Below are 19,768 nucleotides of genomic sequence, written 5' to 3'. Positions count from 1 at the left end.
GTGGGCAATCCGGGCCGGCAGCTCGTTCGTGCGGGACGGGCGGAGCTCCGTCGTAGAGCGGTGCGGTCAGCCTACGTCGCGGCGGAGCCAGGTGATCTCCGCGCCTTCGCCGCCGAGGCGGTAGGGCTCGAGGGCATCATCCCAGGCGGTGCCGAGGGCGCGGTCTATTTCGGCGGCGATGTCGGAGGCGGAGTGGCGGCCTTGGGCGCGGGCCGATTCGACAATCGAACGCAGGCGCATTTCGCCAACCATGACGTCACCGTTCGCGCTCATGGCGCCGTTCCAGAGGCCGAGGCCGGGGACGAAACTGTAACGTTCGCCGTCGACGCCTTCGCTGGGGTCCTCGGTGACTTCGAAGTAGAGCACGGGCCAGTCTCGCAATGCCTTGGCTAACCGGCCTCCAGTACCGACCGGACCGTACCAATCGGTGGTCGCACGCAGATTTCCCGATGATGCGGGCTGAGCTGTCCAGCGGAGTTTGGCGGGCGCCTTGAGCGTTGAGGTGAGCGCCCATTCAATGTGCGGGCACAGCGCGGCCGACGACGCATGAATATAGACGACTCCAGACGTCGCCTCCGCGAACTGACTAGACGCGCGCACCACTGACACCTCCGGCTTCGACGAGGGACGTCTTCCCCAACGACCCCGAGAGCCGACGTTGCCCGAGTTTACTGGAGTGCCCGGAGTTACGAGTGTTACTTCTTGGACGTGTCGGAGTTCTACCCGAACTCCGCGATCACGGCATCGCTGAGGGTCGGCCACGCCATCCGCGCCCAGTCGCCGAAATTTTCGTCCGCCAGCGCCAGACACGCCATGCCGACTTCCGGGTCGACCCACAGAAAGGTACCGGATTGTCCGAAATGGCCATATGTTCCGGGCGAGTTCGAACCACCCGTCCAGTGCGGCAATTTGTGATCGCGGATTTCGAAGCCCAGGCCCCAGTCGTTGGGGCGCTGCGAGCCATAGCCGGGGAGCACGCCATTGCGATCCGGGAATTGCACTGTGGATGCTTCGGCGAGCAATTCCGCACTCACGATCTCGGGGTTCAGCAATTCGACAGCGAACCGCAGCATGTCTGCGACCGAGGAGCGCGCGGCATGTCCGGCGGACCCGGACAGCCCGGAGGAGGTCATGCCGAGCGGCTCGAAGACGGCCTCATACAGATAACGCTCGAAGGGAATGCCGGTCTGCCCGGACACGAAATCGGCCAGCACCTCGAAACCGGCACTGGAGTAGATCCGCCGCGCACCAGGTTCGGCCAGCACCTCGGTGGTGTCGAAGGCCAGCCCGGAGGTATGCGCGAGCAGATGCCGCACGGTGGACCCGGGCGGCCCGGCGGGCTGGTCGAGCTCGACCGCACCCTCCTCCACCGCCACCAGAACCGCGTACGCCACAAGGGGTTTGGTCACCGAAGCGAGCCGGAACACCCGCTCGAGATCCCCCTCGGCGTCGACCACTCCCCTGTCCTTGACCACGACACCCGCCGCCGCATGTCGAACCGGCCACCGTTGAATCTGCTCCAGCGCTCGCACACCAAGAGCCTACGAGCTACGCCGCCCCCGCAACCGCCCGCCCCGAAATCCCGCGCCAATCTGAAACAACGTCGACCGGGAACTGGTGGCGGTGGCCTCTCGGCCGATGCCGCCACGGATTCCCGGTGATCAACTGTCCAGGGCTGGCTGGGGTTCGGTCTGGGCGGGTTTGTTCAGGGCGGAGCGGCGGCGGCCGTAGGTGAAGTAGACGACCAGGCCGACGGCGGACCAGAGGGCGAAGGCGAGCCAGGTCACGCCGGGGAGGTGGGCCAGCAGCCAGACGCACATGGCGACGCCGAGCACGGGGACCAGCGGCACCAGCGTGCGGAAGGTGCGCGGCAGATCGGGTTTCGTGCGGCGCAGCACCAGGACTCCGATATTCACCAGCGCGAAGGAGAGCAGGGTGCCGATATTGGTGGCGTTCACCAGCTCGCCCAGCGGGACCAGCGCCGACAGGACGGCGACCACGCCGCCGACGACGAGCGTGTTGACGGTCGGCACCCGCTTGGCCCCGACCTTCGACAGCACCTTCGGCATGAGCCCGTCACGGGACATGGCGACCAGGATGCGCGTCTGCCCATACAGCACGGTCAGCACCACCGATGCGATGGCGATCACCGCGCCCGCGGCGAGAATGGTTGCGGGCCAGCCCCTTCCGATCACCTGCTCCAGCACGGTGGCCAGCGACGCACCCGAGCTGCTCACATCGTCCACACCGACGGCGGCGACGGCGGTCAGCGCCACCAGCACGTAGACGAGGGTGACGATGCCGAGCGAAATAATGATGGCGCGCGGCAGATCCCGCTGCGGATTCTTGGCTTCCTCACCGGCGGTGGAGGCGGCGTCGAATCCGATGAAGGAGAAGAACACCATCGAGGCCGCGGCGCCGATGCCCGCGACCCCGGCGGGCGCGAAGGGCTGCAGGTTGTCGGAGTTGAACGCGGTCACGGCGACGACCACGAAGAAGATCAGCACCGAGATCTTGATCAGCGTGGTGATGGTTGTGACCCGCGCGCTCTCGCGGACGCCTTCGAGAAGCACCGCGGTAGCGATGAGCACCACGACCGCTGCGGGCAGATCGATGATGCCGCCCTCACTGGGCGCGGCCGACAGGGCTTCGGGGATGCGCCAGCCGATGGTCGAGCCTAGGAACTCGTTCAGATACGAACCCCAGCCGACGGCCACTGCGGCGACGGATACGCCGTACTCGAGCAGCAGGCACCAACCACAAACCCAGGCGATGATCTCGCCGAGCGTGGCATAGGTATAGGAGTACGCCGAACCGGACACCGGGACGGCGCTGGCCAGTTCCGCGTAGGACAGCGCGGAGAACAATGCCGCGAGGGCTGCGATGGCGAACGAGATCACGACCGCCGGACCGGCGAGCGGTGCGGCCTCGCCCAGTACGACGAAGATGCCGGTACCCAGCGTCGCGCCGACGGACAATGCGATCAGCGGGATCAGGCCCATGCTCCGCCGGAGCGCGGAGTGCTCCCCATCCGAGGCGAGTTGTTCAACAGGCTTGGTCCGCAGCAATGATGCGGTAATCCGATTCAGTCCGGGCACGTGCTGCCACGCTACCCGGTGGGGTCGCATCAGCTAAAAGACAGCACTCCATCGGGTGTGTCCGCTTCAACCCCGGTGGGGTCTGAAATACACCTCGCTCCGAAACCGCTCGTGCGGCTCTACCGGCGTTCGCAAAGCGAAACGAATAGTGGGGTCACCTCGCCTGCCGTACCCGGCCTCGGCTCCCCAGTTGGGAGCCGCCCCTCACGCCCCAGCCTGGCTGGATGGCCCTGGTTACGTTCACAGACCAACCCCAAAGAGCAAAAGCTCGAGACCCAAGCGCAAAAGCTCGAGTTCACACCCACTGCGTTTGGTGCACACCCGAAATGGGCGGCCAAATTGGGGTGTGAACCGACGGTAGGGGGTGTGAAGTGGCGGGACGGCCCGACCGAAGTGGACAAAACGGGTGCTGGGGCGGGCGGGACGGCGAGTGCGGTGTGGCGCGGCCCCGGAGCGGCAGCGGCCAGGGTTCACACCCACTGTGCTTGGTTTACACCCGATATCGGCGGCCAATTGGGGGTGTGGACCGGCGATTGTGGGTGTGAACGCTGGGTGGGCGACAGGCAGAGGTAGCTCGGGTCGGGTTGGCAGAGGCGGGTTTGCGCACGCTGGTTGGTGCCGCGCGCCCTCCAGGGGGCGGGGATGTGGAGGCGGCTTGGTTATGTCGGCTGGGTGGGGGGGTGAGGGGGTGGTCAGGAGGGATTGCTGGTGGCGGGTTAGGAGGGCGTGGCGGCGGGTTAGGGATTCGATTTGGGCTTCTAGGTGGGATAGGCCGTCGGTGACTACTTTTCGGGATTGGTCGCAGTGTTGGTAGCCGGTGTCGGTGGCGCAGGGGAGGAGTTGTCGGATGGCGCGGGTGGGGAGGCCCGCTTCGAGGAGGTCGCGGATGCGGGTGACGGTGGCGGGGGCGTCGTCGGCGTAGGTGCGGTAGCCGTTCGAATCGCGCTGCGGGACAAGTAGTCCCTGTTCCTCGTAGTAGCGGAGCAGGCGGGTGGGGACGCCGGTTCGGTGGGACAGTTCGCCGATCAGCATTGTGAGCTCCCGCACGTCGAGTTGACCTTCACACCCATGTCAATGCCTAACGTCGCCGCCATGACGAACATTTCATCGCAGCTTCCGGTGCTCACCACGACGGTGACCGGGTCGGGTCCGGCGATCGTGCTCGCGCACGGTGCGGGCGGCGGGATCGCGGCCAACTTCGGATCGTTGATTCCGCTGCTGGCGGCGGACCACCTGGTGATCGGGTCCGACTATCCCGCAGACGACACCGTTCTCGAATTGGATTCCCTGGCCGATGCTCTGGTCGCCGAGGCGGTGGCGGCGGGTGCGGAGGAGTTCACGATCGTCGGGTATTCGCTCGGCACGGCGGTGGCCGTGCGGGCTGGTGCTCACGGCCGGTTTCGCACGGGCGGACAATCGGGCGCGGGCCAATGTCGAGCTGTGGCAGAAGTTGCTGGAAGCCGGGGATCGGGAATCGTTCGCGCGGGTGACCCTGCTCGCAGGGTTCAGCGCGGACTTCGTGAATGCGATTCCGGCCGAACAGCTTCCAGGACTCCTCGACCAGATGGCGGCAACCGTTCCGGGCGGTACCGCGGCGCAGGCCGCACTGGTGGCCGCGGTCGACATCACCGCAGACCTCCCTCACATCGCGGCGCCGACCCTGGTCATCGGACTGACCGGCGACCTGCTGGTCGACCCGGCCGGTGCGCGCGCACAAGCGGCAGCCATCCCGGGCGCCCGCCACCTCGAGTTGCCCGGCGGGCACGTCGTCATGGCCGAGCAGCCCGAACCCTGGCATGCAGCCGTCCTCGAATTCCTGGCAAACAACCCGGCCGCCACAGCCGCAGCCTGACCGCATTCGGTGGCGCCCCGGCACCGATGCGCGCGACGGCTGGCCGGGCGGGGGGGGGCGGCGCTCGGGTTTTTGGCGAGGGCGTCGCCGCTGGCGGGTTGTTTGGGCGGGCTCTATACGATCGGGGCATCATGAGTGCGCGTGTCGAGATCCATGGCGAGGTGGAGCCCGGTTTTGGGCCCGTCGCCGATGCTTTCCGCCGGAATTTCGCCCGACATGGGGAGATCGGGGCGGCGGTGGCCGTGTTCGAGGGGGATCGGCCGGTGGTGGATTTGTGGGCGGGGCATCGGGATCGGAAGCGGGGGCGGGCGTGGGAGCGGGACACCATGGCTCCGGTGTGGTCGTCGACCAAGGGGATGGCTGCGTTCGTGATCGCGTCGGCGGTGTCTCGGGGGCTGCTGGAGTATGAGGCGCCGGTGGTGAAGTACTGGCCGGAGTTCGGGGTGCGCGGGAAAGAGTCGATTACCGTGCGGCAGTTGCTGGATCATCAGGCGGGGCTGGCGGCGCTGGATCGGGCGGTGAAGCTGAAGGATATGGCCGATCTGGATGGGCTGGCGGCGATACTGGCCGATCAGAAACCATTGTGGCGGCCGGGGACTCGGCACGGGTATCACCCGATTACGGCGGGGCTGTATCAGGGAGAACTGATTCGGCGGGTGGATCCCGCGCATCGCACGCTGGGGCGGGTGTTCGCGGAGGATTTTGCGGGGCCGCTGGGCGTGGATTTCCATATCGGCATGCCGGAGGAGATCCCCATGGATCGCGTCGCCGAGCTGTCGGCGACCTAGGGGCTCGATGTGCTGCGATACGAGCGGGATCTGCCGGTGCGCATCGGAATTCAGCTGTTCGCCAAGCACGGGCTGTCGTTCGAGGCGTTGAACAGCCCGCAGGTCGGTGCTCCGGCGCGGGCCGCGCGGCGGGAATTCCTCTCGGTGGAGAGCCCGGCGGCCGGTGGGGTCGGCACCGCTCGCGCCCTGGCGCGGGTTTATGGTGCGGCGGCGGGGCAGACCGGTGAACTGCCCATCGATCGGGAACTGCTGGAGCGCTTGGGTTCCGCGAATACGGCGGATGACGTCCCGGCCGAGGATCTGGTCCTGCTCACGCCCAGCCGGTATCACCTGGGTTTCCGGAAGTCGCGGGGCGGCTTCCGATTCGGGTCGGACAAGCGGGCCTACGGCACCACCGGATACGGCGGATCGTTCGGATTCGCCGATCCCGCAACGGGTTTGGGTTTCGGGTATGTCATGAACCGGCTCGGGATGGCCGTGCTTGACGATGTCCGGTCGCGCAATCTGCGCGACGCGCTGGTGCGCTGCCGCTGAACCGCGGCGGGCGGGCGGCCCGGAATGGGGCCGCCCGCTTGCTCACTCGTATTCGGTGCCGCCGTCGCGCAACAGGTACGCATTTGAGACGATCTTGCCGATGGCGCGGCCGCCGAGGATTGGCGACTGCGGCTCCACGACCGGACGGACCACCAGGCCCTCACGGATATTCGCCGCCGAACCGGAGACGGTCTCCTTGCCTTCCGCCAGGGCCAGCAGCAGCTCGGCGTCGTACGGTCCCTCGTACAGCACCGGCACCCGCGGCACGGTAATGCCGAGATCGCCCAGCACCGTGCCGATTTCGGCGTGGGCGAGCCAGCGCACCGGCTCCGGAGCCGGATCGACCACGACGTCGAACAGCGCGAAGCCGAGGGTTTCGTCATGGGCCGCCGCGGCGCCGTAGTGCAGGTCCTGCACACCCGCGCCGAACACCTCGCCGAAGAAGCCGACGCGGGTCAGCCCGAGGGCTTCGCTGAGCTTGCGCGCGGCCTCGACCAACCCGAACTGCCGGATGGCGCGCCAGTACAGGTTGCCGTCGGTAGGCGTCAGGGCCAGGGACTGGCCGCCGAGCCCCTTGGAGGACACCAGGACCTGGTCGCCGTCGCGCAGATAGGTCATCAGGCAGGCGGTGCCGTGGATCTTCTCGGTGGCGACCACGGCCTCACCGGGCTCGAAGATGTCCGGGTAGCGCTTGATGTTCTCCACGTCGATCCAGCGGATCAGATCCGGCGCGGATTCCACCTGACCCGACATGGCGACCGGTACCGGCGGCGCCCATTTGGTGATGCCGAGCAGTTCGGCGAAATCGGTGCGATCCGCCTCGGCCGCAGCGAGATCGACATCGGCCAGCGCGGCGGGTAGCGCCACGATGCCCTGCGAGATCTCCCCGCGCAGCCGCACGATCTTCACCCGATTCTTCTGCGACCCCGCGAGTTTCCCGGTCAGCCCCAGCTCCTCGATCAATGCCTCGGGCAGGACCGCCTGCTCGGGAATATAGATCGCGAAATCACCGGTCGTGAACTGTCCCTTGGCGACAACGGCGCGATACAGCCCGACCTGGGCGAGTTCGAGCCGGTCCGCATTGGTGTGCGGGTGGACGGTCAGTCGTTCGACGGCGACTTGCAGGGTTGACATCGGAATCCCCTCCTCTGGATCGGGCCAGAGTAGGGTGCGGGACCGGTTCCGGTCGAAGGGTTTTCCGCGCTAGACCTGCTCGACATCGTGCACGTGGTGCACGAGATCGTGGATGAAGTAACTGGCCAGGGATTCCACCGTGAACTGGGAACCGTTGCTGCGCTTGGCCACCCGGCCCAGCTCGGCGCCGGGGACCGCGGCGAAGGCACGCGAGACGGTGTCGGCGGCGGCGCGCAGTTCGGTCGCGACCGCGGCGGGCCGCTGGCTGCCGTAGTCCTCGGCGAGGGCGGTGACGTCCTGATCCCAGTTGGCGAACATGGGGATGCCGTCGGCGTCGATGGTCACCGACGGGTCGTAGCCGCCGACGGGTCGTAGCCGCCGATGACGGGGCCGGGGCGGGCGGAGGCGGTGCGCGTGATGTCGAGGCGGTGCTCGAAGATGCGGCAGACATCGCGCACATGGGCCGCGTACTCCAGGGCCGACCAGGTCGAATCGCCCGGGCGCACGGCGGCGTCCGGGCGTTCGAGGGCGGCGGCCAAGCGCGCGGCGCTGTCGCGGGTCAGACCCGGGACCGCCTCGAACGAGATGGTCTCCGGATCGAATCCGCAATCGGTGCAGGTGCGCTCGAGCACCCAGGTCCAGTCCTTGGCATCGGGAACGATCGACATGCCCGATAACTTACGGTGTCTGAATCTTTTTGGCCAGCAATATTCTGCCATCGATCGGCAACATCGCGACAAGTTGCCGGACCGGCCGTTCAGTCCATGATCCGGTGCGCCTTGTCGAAGAGCTCCAGGGTGATGGCGTGCAGGAAATCGCCAACCTGCTTGGGCGCCTTGCCCGCACACGCCCGGGCGTAGGTGCCCTCCAGGACGATGCCGAGCTTGAAGCAGGCCAGCACGGTGTACCAGGCGACATTGCTGATGTCGCGATCGGAGAACTTCGCGTAGTGCGCCGCCATCTCCTCGGGCGTGGGCAATCCGCCGACCGCGCCGAGGCTGCCGACCAACGACGCACCGGTGGTGCCGGGTTCGAAGCGGGTGGCGATCTGCCAGCCGAGGTCCAGCAGCGGGTCACCGATGGTGGACATCTCCCAGTCGACCATGGCCGCGACCTCGGGGCCGTCGTAGCGGAACATCATATTGACCAGATGACAGTCGCCGTGCAGGATGCCGGGGCGGGCGGGCGCGGGGCGATTGCGGTCCAGCCAGTCACCCACCTGCTCGAGACCCGGGATCTGCGGACCGGCGTAGCCCTCGTTGCTGCCGTAACCCTCGAGCTCGGAAAGCCAGCGCGGGACTTGACGTTCCAGGAAGCCCTCCGGCTTGCCGTAATCGGCCAGCCCGAGCGCCTCGTGGTCGAGGGAGCCGAGGCGGGAGATGGCCTCGACGGCGGACAGACCCATCTGCCGCCGGATCTCGGGATCGTTCGCATGCAGTTCGGGGAGTTCGGTCTGCGGGTTGAAGCCGGTGATCGGCTCCATCAGGTAGAAGGCCGCGCCGATGAGACCCTCGTCGCCACAGGCCGCGATCACCTTGGGCGCGCGGATACCGGTGCCGTCGAGGGCGCCGAGAATGCGGGATTCGCGGCGGATGACATTGTTGCTGGCGGTGCACAGATGCTTGGGGCCGCGGCGCAGGACATAGTCGCGGTCGCCCCGGGTGAAGCGCAGCATGATGTTCTGCGTTCCGCCGCCGAGGGGTTTGACGCCGGTGAATTCGCCACCGGGCAAGCCCTGTTCATCCATCCATTTACCGACGATCGCGAAATCCACGACGTCGCGATCCACCTCGACGGGCTGCGCTACAGACATGCCTCACATTGTGCCGTAGGCCACCAAGAGAACTGCAGGCATACGCCCGCAGTAGCCGGGGTGGCGGAATTCACCCAGGTCAGACGCATGCGTGTCGTAGGCACCGGTACACCGTGCGTGGCGCGGGTAGGCGTAATGTGCGTGCCAAATGCGCACGCTGCTGATCGACAACTACGACTCGTTCACCTACAACCTGTATCAGCTGATCAGTGAGGTGAACGGGATCGAGCCCGTGGTCGTGCGCAATGACGAGGTCGCCCGGGTGAGCGAACTCGATCTGGACGGGTTCGACAATATCGTCGTCTCCCCCGGGCCCGGGCGTCCGGATGTTCCCCGCGATTTCGGGATTTCGGCCGCGGTGATCGCACAGGCGGAGCTGCCGTTGCTGGGGGTGTGCCTGGGGCATCAGGGCATTGTGATCGCGGCCGGGGGTGTGGTCACCGCCGCGCCCGAGGCGCGGCACGGGTATCCGGATCTCATTACCCACGACGGGCGCGAGTTGTTCGCCGATGTGCCGCAGGGGTTCACGGCGGTGCGGTATCACTCGCTGTGCGCGGGAACGCCGCTGCCGGATGAGCTCGAGGTGACGGCCACCTCGCCGGACGGGGTCGTCATGGGCGTGCGGCATCGGACCCGGCCGCAGTGGGGCGTGCAGTTCCATCCCGAATCCATTGCCAGTGAGCACGGGAAAACGATCCTGCGCAATTTCGCGGAGCTGACCGAGGCGCGACGCAAGGGGCCCATAGCCTTTCGGAGAACCGAAGCGGCGCGGCGAGTTTCCCATCCTGCGCCGCCACAGCACGCCGACCCGGGCGTCGAGTACCGGGTGGAGCAGGTGGCGCTGGAGCGCGCCGTGGACGCGGAGATCGTGTTCGATCGGCTGTATGCGCAGTCGCCCAGTGCTTTCTGGCTGGACAGCGAGCATGTCGAACCGGGCCTGGATCGATTCTCCTTCCTGGGCGATGCGGCCGGGCCGCTGGCGGAGACGGTGCGCTACCGGGTCGGTTCGGGGCACGTGGAGGTCGAGTCCGCGGCGGGACGTCGCCTGGTCCCCGGCGGGGTCCTCGACTATCTGGCGGCTGAGCTACACCGACGCCGGATCGAATTCCCGGACGTGCCTTTCGATTTCGTCGGCGGCTATGTCGGCTATCTCGGCTACGAGATGAAGGCCGAGTGCGGCGCGACCGCGGCGCACCGCGCGCCCACGCCCGATGCGCAGTGGATCTTCGCCGATCGGCTGATAGTGGTCGATCACGAGGCGGGGCGAACCCATCTGCTGGCCTTGGCGGAGCCGAATTCCGTTGCCGCCGCGCGGGAGTGGCTCAGCGCGACGGAAGCCATCCTGGAAACCGTTCCGAACTGGGAGAATCCGCCGGAGACGGTATTGCGCACCGAGGAGCGGACCGTCGCGCCGCTGCTGACCAGGGGCCGGGAGCGCTATCTCGCCGATGTCGAGGTCTGCCGGGAACAGCTGCACGCGGGCGAGTCCTACGAAATCTGCATTACCGACAGCGCCTACGTCCCCGCCAAACCGACCCCGGACAGCGCGGGCCTGAGCGTCTACCGCACCCTGCGCCGCTGCAATCCCGCACCCTACGCGGCCTTCCTGCGCTTCGCGGATCTCGAGGTGGCCTGCTCCTCCCCCGAACGCTGCCTCAAGATCGACCGCGCCCGCACGGTCGAAAGCAAGCCCATCAAAGGCACCGCCCCCCGCGGCCACACCCCCGCCGAAGACGAGGCCCTGGCAGCCGAACTGGCCCTGAGCCCCAAAACCCGCGCCGAGAACCTCATGATCGTCGACCTGCTCCGCAACGACCTCGGCCGCGTCTGCGAGGTCGGCTCGGTCCACGTCCCCAAACTCATGGCCGTCGAGACCTACACGACCCTGCACCAATTGGTATCCACCGTGCGCGGCACCCTCCGCCCCGACCACGACGTCATCGACTGCCTGCGCGCCTGCTTCCCCGGCGGCTCCATGACCGGCGCACCCAAACTCCGCACCATGGAAATCATCGACACCCTCGAAACCGAAGCCCGCGGCATCTATTCGGGCACCATAGGCTTCCTGGGCCTGGGCGGCACCGCGGACCTCAACATCGTCATCCGCACCGCAGTCCGCCACAACGGCCGCTGGCGCATAGGCGCCGGTGGCGCCGTAGTCCTCGATTCCGACCCGCTGGACGAGTACCACGAAATGGTCTGGAAAGCCGCCGCCTCCCTCCGCGCCCTCCCCGGCCTGGCCGCCACCCCCACCCCCTCCCTCCCCTCCTGACCGCCGGTTCACACCCACTGCCGCTGGTTCGCACCCCTTATCGACCGCCCGAAGTGGTGTGAACCAACGGAAAGGGGTGTGTACCCGGGCTACTTGCGGCGGGACCGGGGCGGCTTCTCCTGCGGGGGCTCCGGTTCGGGGGGGGTGTGCGGGTGCCGGTTAGGCGGCCCAGGAGGGAGACGCCGGGGAGCTTGTCGAGGCGGTGGAAGACGTCTTCAGTGAGCGCCGTGACGGCTTCCAGGCGGGTGAGCATGCGGTCGTAGGCGGCGAAGGCGGGTTCGGCCAGGGCCAGGGTGCGGTCGAGACGGTCGATGGTCGAGTTGAGGCGGTCGACGGCGATGGTCAGGTTTTCGATGAGGTCGGGGAGTTGGGTGGCCAGCTGGACCGAAGCCGGGGGGAGGCGGACCGCGGTGTCGAAGGCTGTGCTGGCGGTGAGCTGGGCCGAGTCGAGGGCTTGACCGGCGGCGGTTTGGGCGGCGGCGGTGGGGACGCGGGAGCTCTGCGGTTTGGCGCGGGCGGGCGGGGGTTTGCGCGCCGGGTCGGTCGGATTGCTCATGGTTCCACTGTGCATCACCGAGTGGCGCGTGGATGTTTCGGATCGGGCACGGTGCGGCGACCGGGGGATCGTGCAGGCTGGCGGGCGTGTCGGGGGCGCGTGGCAAACTTCGAATCACAATGAAACTCACCAAGGGTGGCCATGCGCCGGTTCCGACATCGCTTCTGACGGTTGTCCTTTCGTGGCAGTCGGAGCACGAGGTGGATGCGCATGCCTTACTCCTGACCGAGGGCGGGCAGGTGCGCTCGGATCGGGATTTCGTGTTCTTCAACGCACCCCGGCACGTGTCGCAGGCGGTGACGCTCGATCAGGAGCCGGGGCCGGGGACCGCGCGGTTGTCGGTGTCGTTGCCGCGCACCGAGTCCGAGGTGCGGCGGATCGTGCTGACCGGGTCGGTGGACGGCGGGTCCTTCACCGATGTGCCGGGGCTGGTGCTGACGGTGTTCGATCACAACCGCCCGGTCGCCTGGTTCGAGATCGCCGATTCGGATTCGGTGCAGGCCATGATGTTCGGGGAGTTCTATCGCCGCGAGGGGCAGTGGCGGTTCCGGGCCATCGGGCAGGGGTGGGCCAGCGGGCTGGCGGGGATCGTGACCGAGTTCGGCGTGCAGGTGGACGAGCCGGGGGCACCACGGCGGTCGCCGGAGCCGGAGCGGTTCTCGATCGAGCGGGAGCGGCGGGTGATGCCGCCGCAGCCGCCGCCGAATCCCGAACGCGCCGACTGGCATCCGGATCCGGGGGTTGGGGCGAGGTTGCGGTGGTGGGACGGGTCGGAGTGGACGGGTGCGACGCGGCCGCGGTTGCCGGTCGATGATCGGCACTGTCCGCGGTGCGGGCGGCCGCGGCGGCGGCGGTTGTTCGGCGCGCCCGGCCCGTGCCGGGAGTGCACCGGTGAGATCGAGGACTATCTGACGGCCTGGCGCGGGCGGGTCGAGCGGATGCTGCGCACGGTGGGCACGCAGGGCGAGGACTGGGACGCGCTGTGGACCGCCCTGCGCTACCAGCGGATCGAGGAGGCCAGGGCGTTGGAGACGCTGCGGCCGCTCGCGCACGATCATGTGGAGCGGCTGGTGGCCTTCGCCTTCGCCGACGGCGCCATCGAACAGCCGGAGATGGAGGCCTTCGACCGGGCGGTCACCGCGTTCGGGCTGGGCGGACCGCTCATCGAGGATCTGCGCCGCCGAATGCAGCGCGGCCGCATGCTCACCCGGCTGCGTTCGGGCGAGCTGCCGGTGCTCCCGGCCACGGGCCTGCACCTGGATCCGGAGGAGCAGCTGCACCTGGACGTGCCCGCCATTCACATCCGGCAGCTGGCCCGCGGGCCGAAGCACACCGAGGGCCGCCTCATCTGCAGCAATAAGAAACTGCGCTTCACCGGCTCCGATACCGGCTCCGAAATGCTGTGGACGCGTGTGGTTTCGGTGACCTCGGAAGGCGGCCGGGTCATGGTCGCCGCGACCTCCGCGCGCGGCGGGGCGGTCTTCGAGGTGGCCGATCCCGACCATGTGGCCGCGGCCATGGAAGGCGCGCTGCGCGTGGCGAAGCGGCTCGCCCTCACCCCGGGCCGCCGCGACACCCGTTCCATCCCACAGGAAGTCAAGGCACAGGTGTGGCAGCGCGACGGCGGCAAGTGCGTGGAATGCGGCGACAGCCACTATCTGGAGTTCGACCACGTCATCCCGCTCAGCCGCGGCGGCGCGACCAGTGCGGCGAATCTGCAAATCCTGTGCCGCGCATGCAATCGCGCCAAGGGGGCGCGCATCTGACGCGCGGGCAGCGCACCGGCATCCAACCGCACCGACGCGCGGGCGGCACCCGAATGTGGGCTGTCCGACACGATGCGATGAATCATGTTGAAGTACCGGTTCGAAGGGTCCTAACGTCCGCAGGGAGCGCATCGGAAAGGGGATTCGACATGCAGGTGGCGGTTTTGGGCGGGACCGGAATGCTCGGCGCGCCGGTGGTGCGTGATCTGGCGGCGCGCGGGCATACCGTGCGCGTGCTCACCCGCAACCCACCCGCCGATCCCGTGCCCGGAACCAGCCACCATCCGGTGAATCTCGCTACCGGCGCGGGTCTGGACGAGGCGCTCGACGGCGTCGCCACGGTCGTCGACGCGGTCAATCACGCGGGTGTGCGCAGCGCGAAAGTCATGGTGGACGGGGTACGTTCGCTGCTGGCGGCCGAGCAGCGCGCCGGGATCGAGCATCACGTGGAGATCTCGATCGTCGGCTGCGATCGGGTGCCGTTCGGCTACTACCGATCCAAGGCGGCTCAGGTACACGTGGTCACGCAGGGCCCGATCCCGTGGACCCTGTTGCGCGCCAGCCAGTTCCACGAACTCATCGACAGCATTCTGGGCCTGTCCGCGAAACTGCGCGTGGCGCCGCGCAGTTCGATCCGTTTCCAGACGGTCGACGTGACGGCGGTGGCCGCGCGGCTCGCCGAGGCGGTCGAGGCCGGGCCGTCCGGCCGCATGCGCGACATGGGCGGCCCGGCCGTCCACACGCTGACCGAGCTCGCCGCGATCCGCCGCGAAGTGCTCGGTCACGCCCTGCTTCCCGTCCCGCTTCCGCCGCTGGGCCGGGTGCTACGACGCCTGCGCGACGCTGCGCTGTGCCTCGACGACAGTGGCGAGGCGGTGTCGTACGACTACGCCGAATGGGTGCGGCGGCGATACGGGAAGCCAGGGAGCTGACTCCGGTTTCGTCTGGTTGAACTGCTTCCATCCTGGTCTCGCGGCGCTCGTTCGAACATCGGGAATTCCCCCGATAAACCACGTATTCGTGCCCGGGGTGGGTGCGCCGCAAGAGGTAGGGCCGAGCCGTCCGAGGTACGACTTCGAGGCCGGTCGGGGGCTACTTCGTGCGCAGTCGACAGGGTTCACGCAGGGGATGCGGTCGCTCGTCAGCGCATGACGCGGCCGACGGCCGGTTCGGTGCAGAACCGGGCGGTGGCCTCGTCCGGGGACAGCCCGAGCCCGGCGAGCCCGCCGTCGTCGGCCACCGTGCAGGTGTATCCGGTGACCGTGCCGTTGGCATCCTCGGTCGGCCGCACCTCGGCGGTGACGAGGGCGCGCAGCGTATCCGCGTCGAAGGTCCAGAATTCGATATCCCAGCTGGCATGGCCGATGCGGGCGGAGACCACGGTGCTCCCCGACTCGGACGTGTCGATGCCGATACCGGTCAGCTCCCCGGCCCGCCGGAGTTCGCCCGCATCGTCCGCACGGTAGACGGCGTAGCGGGTGTTCGCGTCGGCGAGTGCCAGCGGAATCATGAGTTCATCGCGCCCGTCGGCGTCCAGATCCCGGACGCGCGGGCCGGATGGTACGCCGGTGTCCTTCTCGGTGAGGGTCTGCACGCGGGCGCCGGAGGCGTCGAGCACGGTCACGGTGGTGATGGTGCGCCCGTCATTGCCGGTATGGCGCACCTCGAACGACAGCCCGGTGCTGTCGCGAGATTCCAACAGGCAGTCGGGAGGCGTTGCGGCCGTGCCGATATCGCCGCACGGCGGTAGGTCCGAGATCGGCTCGCCCGGCGCGGCCCCGGTGGTGGGCGCGACGCTCGGACCGGCCTCCGGCGCGCCGGATTCGGGCTGCGCGGTGCCGTGCACGGTGCAGCCGGTCACCGCCAGCGCCGAAACCGCGGCCAGGCAACAGGCCGCCAGGTGCCTCCCCATGAGGGCGAGGATAGCGGCGGATTGCCCGGGTCGACAGGGAACAACAGGACAATTCACCAACTCCGGCGCATAAACCGTGGGCAGCGGCAATGCGGTGGCGGTCGGGTTCGGATACCGGTCGCACTCGGCATGGACAGCCGCCAGCGCCCGCGTGGACGGGGTGGCCGTGACGCCGGGGGCGATGCGCACGCCGACGCGCTCGGGACCGATGGCGACGGCCCATCCCGTGGGGGAAGGGACGCAATCCATAGCCGCATCGGCGGTGGCGATGCGGCCGAGGCCGGATTCGGCCGCGCCGCCGAGCACCGGTCACCAACGGCGCGATGGCAGTTCGCCGGTGCCGGATTGCCGCCGACAGCGCGCAGGCGCCTGCCCACAGGACATCATGTGCACATCTGCGCACACATTGGCCTATAGTGGGCGGCATGATGGGCGTACTGCGGCACCGGCGATTCCGGAGGTTGTACACCGCGCAGGTGGTTGCGCTGGTGGGCACGGGGCTGCTGACGGTGGCCCTGGGGTTACTGGCCTACGACCTGGCCGGGGCGGACGCGGGAGTCGTGCTGGGGACCGCGCTGGCGATCAAGATGGTGGCGTATGTGGCTGTGGCGCCGGTTATTTCGGCGCTCGCCGAGAAGGCGCCGCGGACGACGCTGCTGGTGTCGGCCGATGCGGTGCGCGCCGGGATCGCGGTGCTGCTGCCGTTCGTGACGCAGACCTGGCAGATCTATGTGCTGATCGCGCTGCTGCAGTCGGCGTCGGCGACCTTCACACCGGCGTTCCAGTCCGTGATTCCGGCGGTGCTGCCGGACGAGGAGGACTACACGCGGGGATTGTCACTGTCCCGGCTGGCCTACGATCTGGAGTCGCTGCTGAGCCCGATGCTGGCCGCGGCCTTGCTCAGCGTGATCAGCTACCACCTGCTGTTCGTCGGCACCGCAGCGGGTTTCGTGGCCTCGGCGGCGCTGGTGCTCACCACTCACCTACCCCGGCTCAGCGCCGATCGCGCGACCGGCCCACTCGTGCAACGCATTACACACAGCGCACGCCTCATGCTCGACCGCCCGGTGCTGCGCGGCCTGCTGGCCATGAATCTGGTCGTGGCGGCCGCGACTTCGCTGGTGGTCGTGAATACCGTGGTGTACGTGCGGGATCGGCTCGGCGGCAGCAATACCGGTGTGGCACTCGCGCTGGGCTGCTTCGGATTCGGGTCCATGGCGGTGGCCCTGGCGACGCCGCGAGCCTTGCGGGCCGGGAGCGAACGCCGGTTCATGATGACCGGCTGCCGGATCCTGCCGGTCGCCTTGGCCGCGGCGGCGGCCATCCCCCTGCTGCCTCCGGCCGCGGGCGCATCCTTGCTGGCCATGACCTGGATCGCGCTCGGCGCGGGCACCTCCATGATCAACACCCCGGCCGCGCGCCTGCTGCGCGCCCAGACCGATCCGGCCTCCCGCACCGCCGTCTTCGCCGCGCAGTTCTCGCTCTCGCACGCGTGCTTCCTGCTCACCTATCCGATCGCGGGCGTGCTCGGAGCGGTGGCGGGACTGCCGATGACGGCGGTCACACTGGCCCTCCTCGGTACACTGGCAGCTACAACAGCTGCCCGCGCATGGCCGGTATCCGTGCCGGTGCGCACCGAGGCGGTGGTATCGGCAGGAAGGTGACTCGATGGTGAGCAAGAGCAATGCGAAGGCGTTGCCCTCCGCCAGCCTCACCCACCCCGTCGACCCGGATCAGGCCCGCCTGGACGCGGCGACCGCCACCTTCCGCATGCTGTCCGATCCCACCCGCCTGCACATCCTCTGGATCCTCGCCGACGCCGAGGCCGATGTCACCGCGCTCACCGAGGCCTGCGGCGCCTCGCGCACCGCGGTCAGCCAGCATCTGGCCAAGCTGCGTTTCACCGGGCTGGTGGACACCCGCCGCGACGGCCGCCGCATCATCTACCGCATTCGCGACGGACACCTGGCCCGTCTGGTGCGCGAGGGCCTGAATCACGCCGATCACGTGGTCACCGGCGAACCGGTCCACGAATAACCCTGTACCGCAGACACCCCCGCCGGCTCGGCGGAGACGCCCCTCATTGACGCCTCCGCCCAAACCGTTCGCCGCCCCGTACGAGGAGGCCGGCCGTTCGGCGAGTCGCTTCCCGCCATAGCTTCATGATTCCCCCTCGGCCGGTGATCACACCACCGAAATCGCAAGTACGGCAATGTCATATCTGCGAAGTTGGGCGCTTACCTGGACGAGCGATCACCGGGAAACCATGGCGGCGTTTCGCGAGTGGCCGCCGCCACCAGTTCCCGGTGGTCGATGTTTCACCTTCGTATGGGCTCCTGGTCAGTGGGACGAGAGGTCGCGACCTGGCGTTCGGGCGCTGACGATATGCCTATTCGAAATATCGCTAGACGAATGGTGAGAGGTCACGCATGCATCCCAGCGCCGAGCAGGCCGGTCCCTACGATGTGATCATCATTGGCGCCGGATTCGCCAGACTCTATGGCGTCCACCGGGCGGCGCGGGCCGGGCTGAACGTGCTCGGACTCGAGGCGGGCGAGGGTGTGGGCGGGACCTGGTTCTGGAATCGCTATCCGGGCGCGCGGTGCGATGTGGAGAGCGTGGACTACTCCTACTCGTTCGATGCGGAGCTGGAGCAGAGCTGGACGTGGACGGAGCGGTTCGCGGCGCAACCGGAGATCCTCGCCTATATCAACCATGTGGCGGATCGGTTCGGGCTCGAGCAGCGGTATCGGTTCGGGCGGTTCGTGACGGCGGCGCACTTCGACGAGGCGGAGTCGGTGTGGACGCTGCGCACCGAGAGCGGCGAGGAATACCGGTCCCGCTTCGTGGTTTTCGCGACCGGATGCCTGTCCGCGCCGATCAAGCCGAATATCCCGGGCGTGGAAACCTTTGCGGGCGAAGAGCTTTTCACCGCGCGCTGGCCGGAGGAGGGAGCGGCGCTGGAGGGCAAGCGGGTCGGCGTGATCGGCACCGGTTCGTCCGGCATCCAGGTCTCCCCCATTATCGCGCGGCAGGCGCGGGCGCTCACCGTATTCCAGCGGTCGGCCAATTTCAGTGTGCCCATGCCGAATCGGCCGTGGACGCCGCGGGAGCAGGAGGAGATCCGCGCGACCTACCGGCAGCGGCGGGAGAAGTCGTACTACGCACCGGCCGCGACACCGCACGCCAGCATTCAGACCAAGGCCCTGGAGTTGAGCGCCGCCGAGCGCGAGGAGGCCATGGAGGATCGCTGGAATCAGGGCGGGGTGCTGTTCAACAAGGTCTTCCCGGATCAGAACAGCGATATCACCGCCAATGAGCTGGTCCGCGATTTCGCGGTGGCCAAGATTCGCGCCAAGCTCGACGATCAGCAGGTGGCGGACGATCTGATTCCCACCGATCATCCGATCGGCACCAAGCGGATCTGCACCGATTCCGGCTACTACGAGATGTTCAACCGGCCCAACGTGTCACTGGTGAACCTGTGGCGCGAACCGATCGAGGAGATCACGCCGACCGGCGTACGCACCGCGAACAAGTTCATCGAACTCGACACCCTGGTGTACGCCACCGGTTTCGATGCCATGACCGGCGCCCTGCTGCGCATCGACATTCAGGGGGCGCGCGGGTCGCGACTGGGCGAGACCTGGGCCGACGGTCCGCTCACCTACCTCGGCTTCGGCATCCCGGGTTTCCCGAACATGTTCAGCATCAACAGTGTCGGCACGCCCTCGGTGATGGCGAATATGGTCCTGCACTCCGAGCAGCAGCTGGACTGGGTGCTCGCGCTGGTGGAACACTGCCGCGCCAAGGGGATTCGCAGTGTCGAGGCGCGGGAGGAGTCGGCCGTGAAGTGGACCGATCACCTCATGGAGGTCGCCGAGGGCACGCTGTTCGTGAAGGCCAACTCCTGGTACATGGGCGCCAATGTCGAGGGCAAGAAGCGCGTATTCATGCCCTACATAGGCGGATTCGGCAACTACCGCCGCTTCTGCGACGAGGAGCGCGACAACGGCTACCCGAACTTCGAGCTCGGGACGTAG

At 68.1% G+C, this 19,768-nt stretch carries 19 protein-coding genes; 9 read left to right on the top strand and 10 right to left on the bottom strand.

Going from position 1 to position 19,768, the window contains the following annotated elements; all coding sequences use genetic code 11:
* Positions 1-66: 66 nt before the first annotated feature.
* From NC4_RS22280 to NC4_RS39245, 4 genes are all read right to left on the bottom strand, one after another.
* Positions 67-600, bottom strand: a complete 534-nt coding sequence (locus NC4_RS22280; protein WP_067541729.1) for a DUF3145 domain-containing protein — start codon at positions 598-600, stop codon at positions 67-69.
* A gap of 119 nt (positions 601-719) precedes the next feature.
* Positions 720-1,532, bottom strand: coding sequence for a serine hydrolase domain-containing protein (locus NC4_RS22275; RefSeq protein WP_067541451.1), 813 nt, complete (start codon positions 1,530-1,532; stop codon positions 720-722).
* Between the two features lie 129 nt (positions 1,533-1,661).
* Entirely contained in the window at positions 1,662-3,098 is a 1,437-nt protein-coding gene (locus NC4_RS22270; RefSeq protein ID WP_439957545.1) for an amino acid permease, read from the bottom strand.
* Between the two features lie 240 nt (positions 3,099-3,338).
* Positions 3,339-4,130, bottom strand: a complete 792-nt coding sequence (locus NC4_RS39245) for a MerR family transcriptional regulator (protein ID WP_084529654.1) — start codon at positions 4,128-4,130, stop codon at positions 3,339-3,341.
* Positions 4,131-4,482: 352 nt separating this feature from the next.
* Here NC4_RS39245 and NC4_RS43015 point away from each other — a divergent pair, with 352 nt between their 5' ends.
* From NC4_RS43015 to NC4_RS43005, 3 genes are all read left to right on the top strand, one after another.
* Positions 4,483-4,950 carry an alpha/beta fold hydrolase gene (locus NC4_RS43015; protein ID WP_245721844.1) on the top strand — a complete coding sequence of 156 codons (468 nt, stop codon included), beginning with the start codon at positions 4,483-4,485 and terminating at the stop codon, positions 4,948-4,950.
* 131 nt (positions 4,951-5,081) lie between these two features.
* Positions 5,082-5,738, top strand: coding sequence for a serine hydrolase domain-containing protein (locus NC4_RS43010; protein WP_245721843.1), 657 nt, complete (start codon positions 5,082-5,084; stop codon positions 5,736-5,738).
* A 9-nt stretch (positions 5,739-5,747) separates the two neighbouring features.
* Positions 5,748-6,272 (top strand): serine hydrolase domain-containing protein, encoded by a 525-nt coding sequence (locus NC4_RS43005; RefSeq protein WP_245721842.1) that lies wholly within the window; start codon positions 5,748-5,750, stop codon positions 6,270-6,272.
* A gap of 42 nt (positions 6,273-6,314) precedes the next feature.
* Here the strand turns inward: NC4_RS43005 and NC4_RS22255 are convergent, their stop codons facing one another.
* The 4 genes from NC4_RS22255 to NC4_RS22245 all read right to left on the bottom strand — a co-directional run bounded on the left by NC4_RS22255 (position 6,315) and on the right by NC4_RS22245 (position 9,219).
* The gene (locus NC4_RS22255; RefSeq protein ID WP_067541447.1) at positions 6,315-7,406 is read right to left on the bottom strand and encodes an RNA ligase (ATP); all 1,092 of its coding nucleotides are present in this window, start codon (positions 7,404-7,406) and stop codon (positions 6,315-6,317) included.
* A 69-nt stretch (positions 7,407-7,475) separates the two neighbouring features.
* On the bottom strand, positions 7,476-7,751 hold the full coding sequence (locus tag NC4_RS45165; RefSeq protein ID WP_439957544.1) for a hypothetical protein: 276 nt from the start codon (positions 7,749-7,751) through the stop codon (positions 7,476-7,478).
* Positions 7,748-8,074 carry a hypothetical protein gene (locus NC4_RS45160; RefSeq protein ID WP_439957543.1) on the bottom strand — a complete coding sequence of 109 codons (327 nt, stop codon included), beginning with the start codon at positions 8,072-8,074 and terminating at the stop codon, positions 7,748-7,750. Before NC4_RS45160 ends, NC4_RS45165 begins: the two co-directional genes overlap by 4 nt.
* Positions 8,075-8,163: 89 nt before the next feature.
* Complete coding sequence (locus tag NC4_RS22245) at positions 8,164-9,219, bottom strand: phosphotransferase family protein (protein ID WP_067541445.1); 1,056 nt, start codon at positions 9,217-9,219, stop codon at positions 8,164-8,166.
* A gap of 148 nt (positions 9,220-9,367) precedes the next feature.
* Here NC4_RS22245 and pabB point away from each other — a divergent pair, with 148 nt between their 5' ends.
* Positions 9,368-11,491 (top strand): aminodeoxychorismate synthase, encoded by a 2,124-nt coding sequence (gene pabB, locus NC4_RS22240; protein ID WP_067541443.1) that lies wholly within the window; start codon positions 9,368-9,370, stop codon positions 11,489-11,491.
* Between the two features lie 37 nt (positions 11,492-11,528).
* Here pabB and NC4_RS40445 read toward each other — a convergent pair whose 3' ends face one another.
* Positions 11,529-12,047 (bottom strand): hypothetical protein, encoded by a 519-nt coding sequence (locus tag NC4_RS40445; protein ID WP_245721841.1) that lies wholly within the window; start codon positions 12,045-12,047, stop codon positions 11,529-11,531.
* Positions 12,048-12,166: 119 nt separating this feature from the next.
* On the opposite strand from NC4_RS40445, the gene NC4_RS22230 reads away from it, so the two are divergent.
* Together NC4_RS22230 and NC4_RS22225 are read left to right on the top strand one after the other, a co-directional pair.
* The gene (locus NC4_RS22230; protein ID WP_067541439.1) at positions 12,167-13,813 is read left to right on the top strand and encodes a TerD family protein; all 1,647 of its coding nucleotides are present in this window, start codon (positions 12,167-12,169) and stop codon (positions 13,811-13,813) included.
* Positions 13,814-13,962: 149 nt separating this feature from the next.
* Positions 13,963-14,745 carry an SDR family oxidoreductase gene (locus tag NC4_RS22225; protein WP_067541437.1) on the top strand — a complete coding sequence of 261 codons (783 nt, stop codon included), beginning with the start codon at positions 13,963-13,965 and terminating at the stop codon, positions 14,743-14,745.
* A 209-nt stretch (positions 14,746-14,954) separates the two neighbouring features.
* Here the strand turns inward: NC4_RS22225 and NC4_RS22220 are convergent, their stop codons facing one another.
* Positions 14,955-16,031 (bottom strand): hypothetical protein, encoded by a 1,077-nt coding sequence (locus tag NC4_RS22220; protein ID WP_067541435.1) that lies wholly within the window; start codon positions 16,029-16,031, stop codon positions 14,955-14,957.
* A 119-nt stretch (positions 16,032-16,150) separates the two neighbouring features.
* Between NC4_RS22220 and NC4_RS22215 the strand changes: the two genes are divergently transcribed.
* From NC4_RS22215 to NC4_RS22205, 3 genes are all read left to right on the top strand, one after another.
* Positions 16,151-17,389: an MFS transporter gene (locus NC4_RS22215; RefSeq protein WP_067541433.1), complete on the top strand. Its 1,239-nt coding sequence runs from the start codon at positions 16,151-16,153 to the stop codon at positions 17,387-17,389.
* Between the two features lie 4 nt (positions 17,390-17,393).
* A complete protein-coding gene (locus NC4_RS22210; RefSeq protein WP_067541431.1) occupies positions 17,394-17,762 on the top strand; it encodes an ArsR/SmtB family transcription factor in 369 nt (122 codons plus the stop codon).
* A 392-nt stretch (positions 17,763-18,154) separates the two neighbouring features.
* Positions 18,155-19,768: a flavin-containing monooxygenase gene (locus tag NC4_RS22205; protein ID WP_067541429.1), complete on the top strand. Its 1,614-nt coding sequence runs from the start codon at positions 18,155-18,157 to the stop codon at positions 19,766-19,768.

This window comes from Nocardia crassostreae (assembly GCF_001613405.1).
In the GTDB taxonomy this organism is placed as follows: Bacteria; Actinomycetota; Actinomycetes; order Mycobacteriales; family Mycobacteriaceae; genus Nocardia; species Nocardia crassostreae.
Note: the sequence above shows the minus strand (reverse complement) of the source record. Positions and strands in the feature narration are given on the sequence as shown.

Coding starts and splice junctions, on each gene's coding strand:
- NC4_RS39245 (WP_084529654.1), bottom strand. CDS start 4,130: ATGCTGATCGGCGAACTGTCCCACCGAACCGGCGTCCCCACCCGCCTG.
- NC4_RS43010 (WP_245721843.1), top strand. CDS start 5,082: ATGAGTGCGCGTGTCGAGATCCATGGCGAGGTGGAGCCCGGTTTTGGG.
- NC4_RS22255 (WP_067541447.1), bottom strand. CDS start 7,406: ATGTCAACCCTGCAAGTCGCCGTCGAACGACTGACCGTCCACCCGCAC.
- NC4_RS45160 (WP_439957543.1), bottom strand. CDS start 8,074: ATGTCGATCGTTCCCGATGCCAAGGACTGGACCTGGGTGCTCGAGCGC.
- NC4_RS22245 (WP_067541445.1), bottom strand. CDS start 9,219: ATGTCTGTAGCGCAGCCCGTCGAGGTGGATCGCGACGTCGTGGATTTC.
- pabB (WP_067541443.1), top strand. CDS start 9,368: ATGCGCACGCTGCTGATCGACAACTACGACTCGTTCACCTACAACCTG.
- NC4_RS40445 (WP_245721841.1), bottom strand. CDS start 12,047: ATGAGCAATCCGACCGACCCGGCGCGCAAACCCCCGCCCGCCCGCGCC.
- NC4_RS22230 (WP_067541439.1), top strand. CDS start 12,167: ATGAAACTCACCAAGGGTGGCCATGCGCCGGTTCCGACATCGCTTCTG.
- NC4_RS22225 (WP_067541437.1), top strand. CDS start 13,963: ATGCAGGTGGCGGTTTTGGGCGGGACCGGAATGCTCGGCGCGCCGGTG.
- NC4_RS22215 (WP_067541433.1), top strand. CDS start 16,151: ATGATGGGCGTACTGCGGCACCGGCGATTCCGGAGGTTGTACACCGCG.
- NC4_RS22210 (WP_067541431.1), top strand. CDS start 17,394: ATGGTGAGCAAGAGCAATGCGAAGGCGTTGCCCTCCGCCAGCCTCACC.
- NC4_RS22205 (WP_067541429.1), top strand. CDS start 18,155: ATGCATCCCAGCGCCGAGCAGGCCGGTCCCTACGATGTGATCATCATT.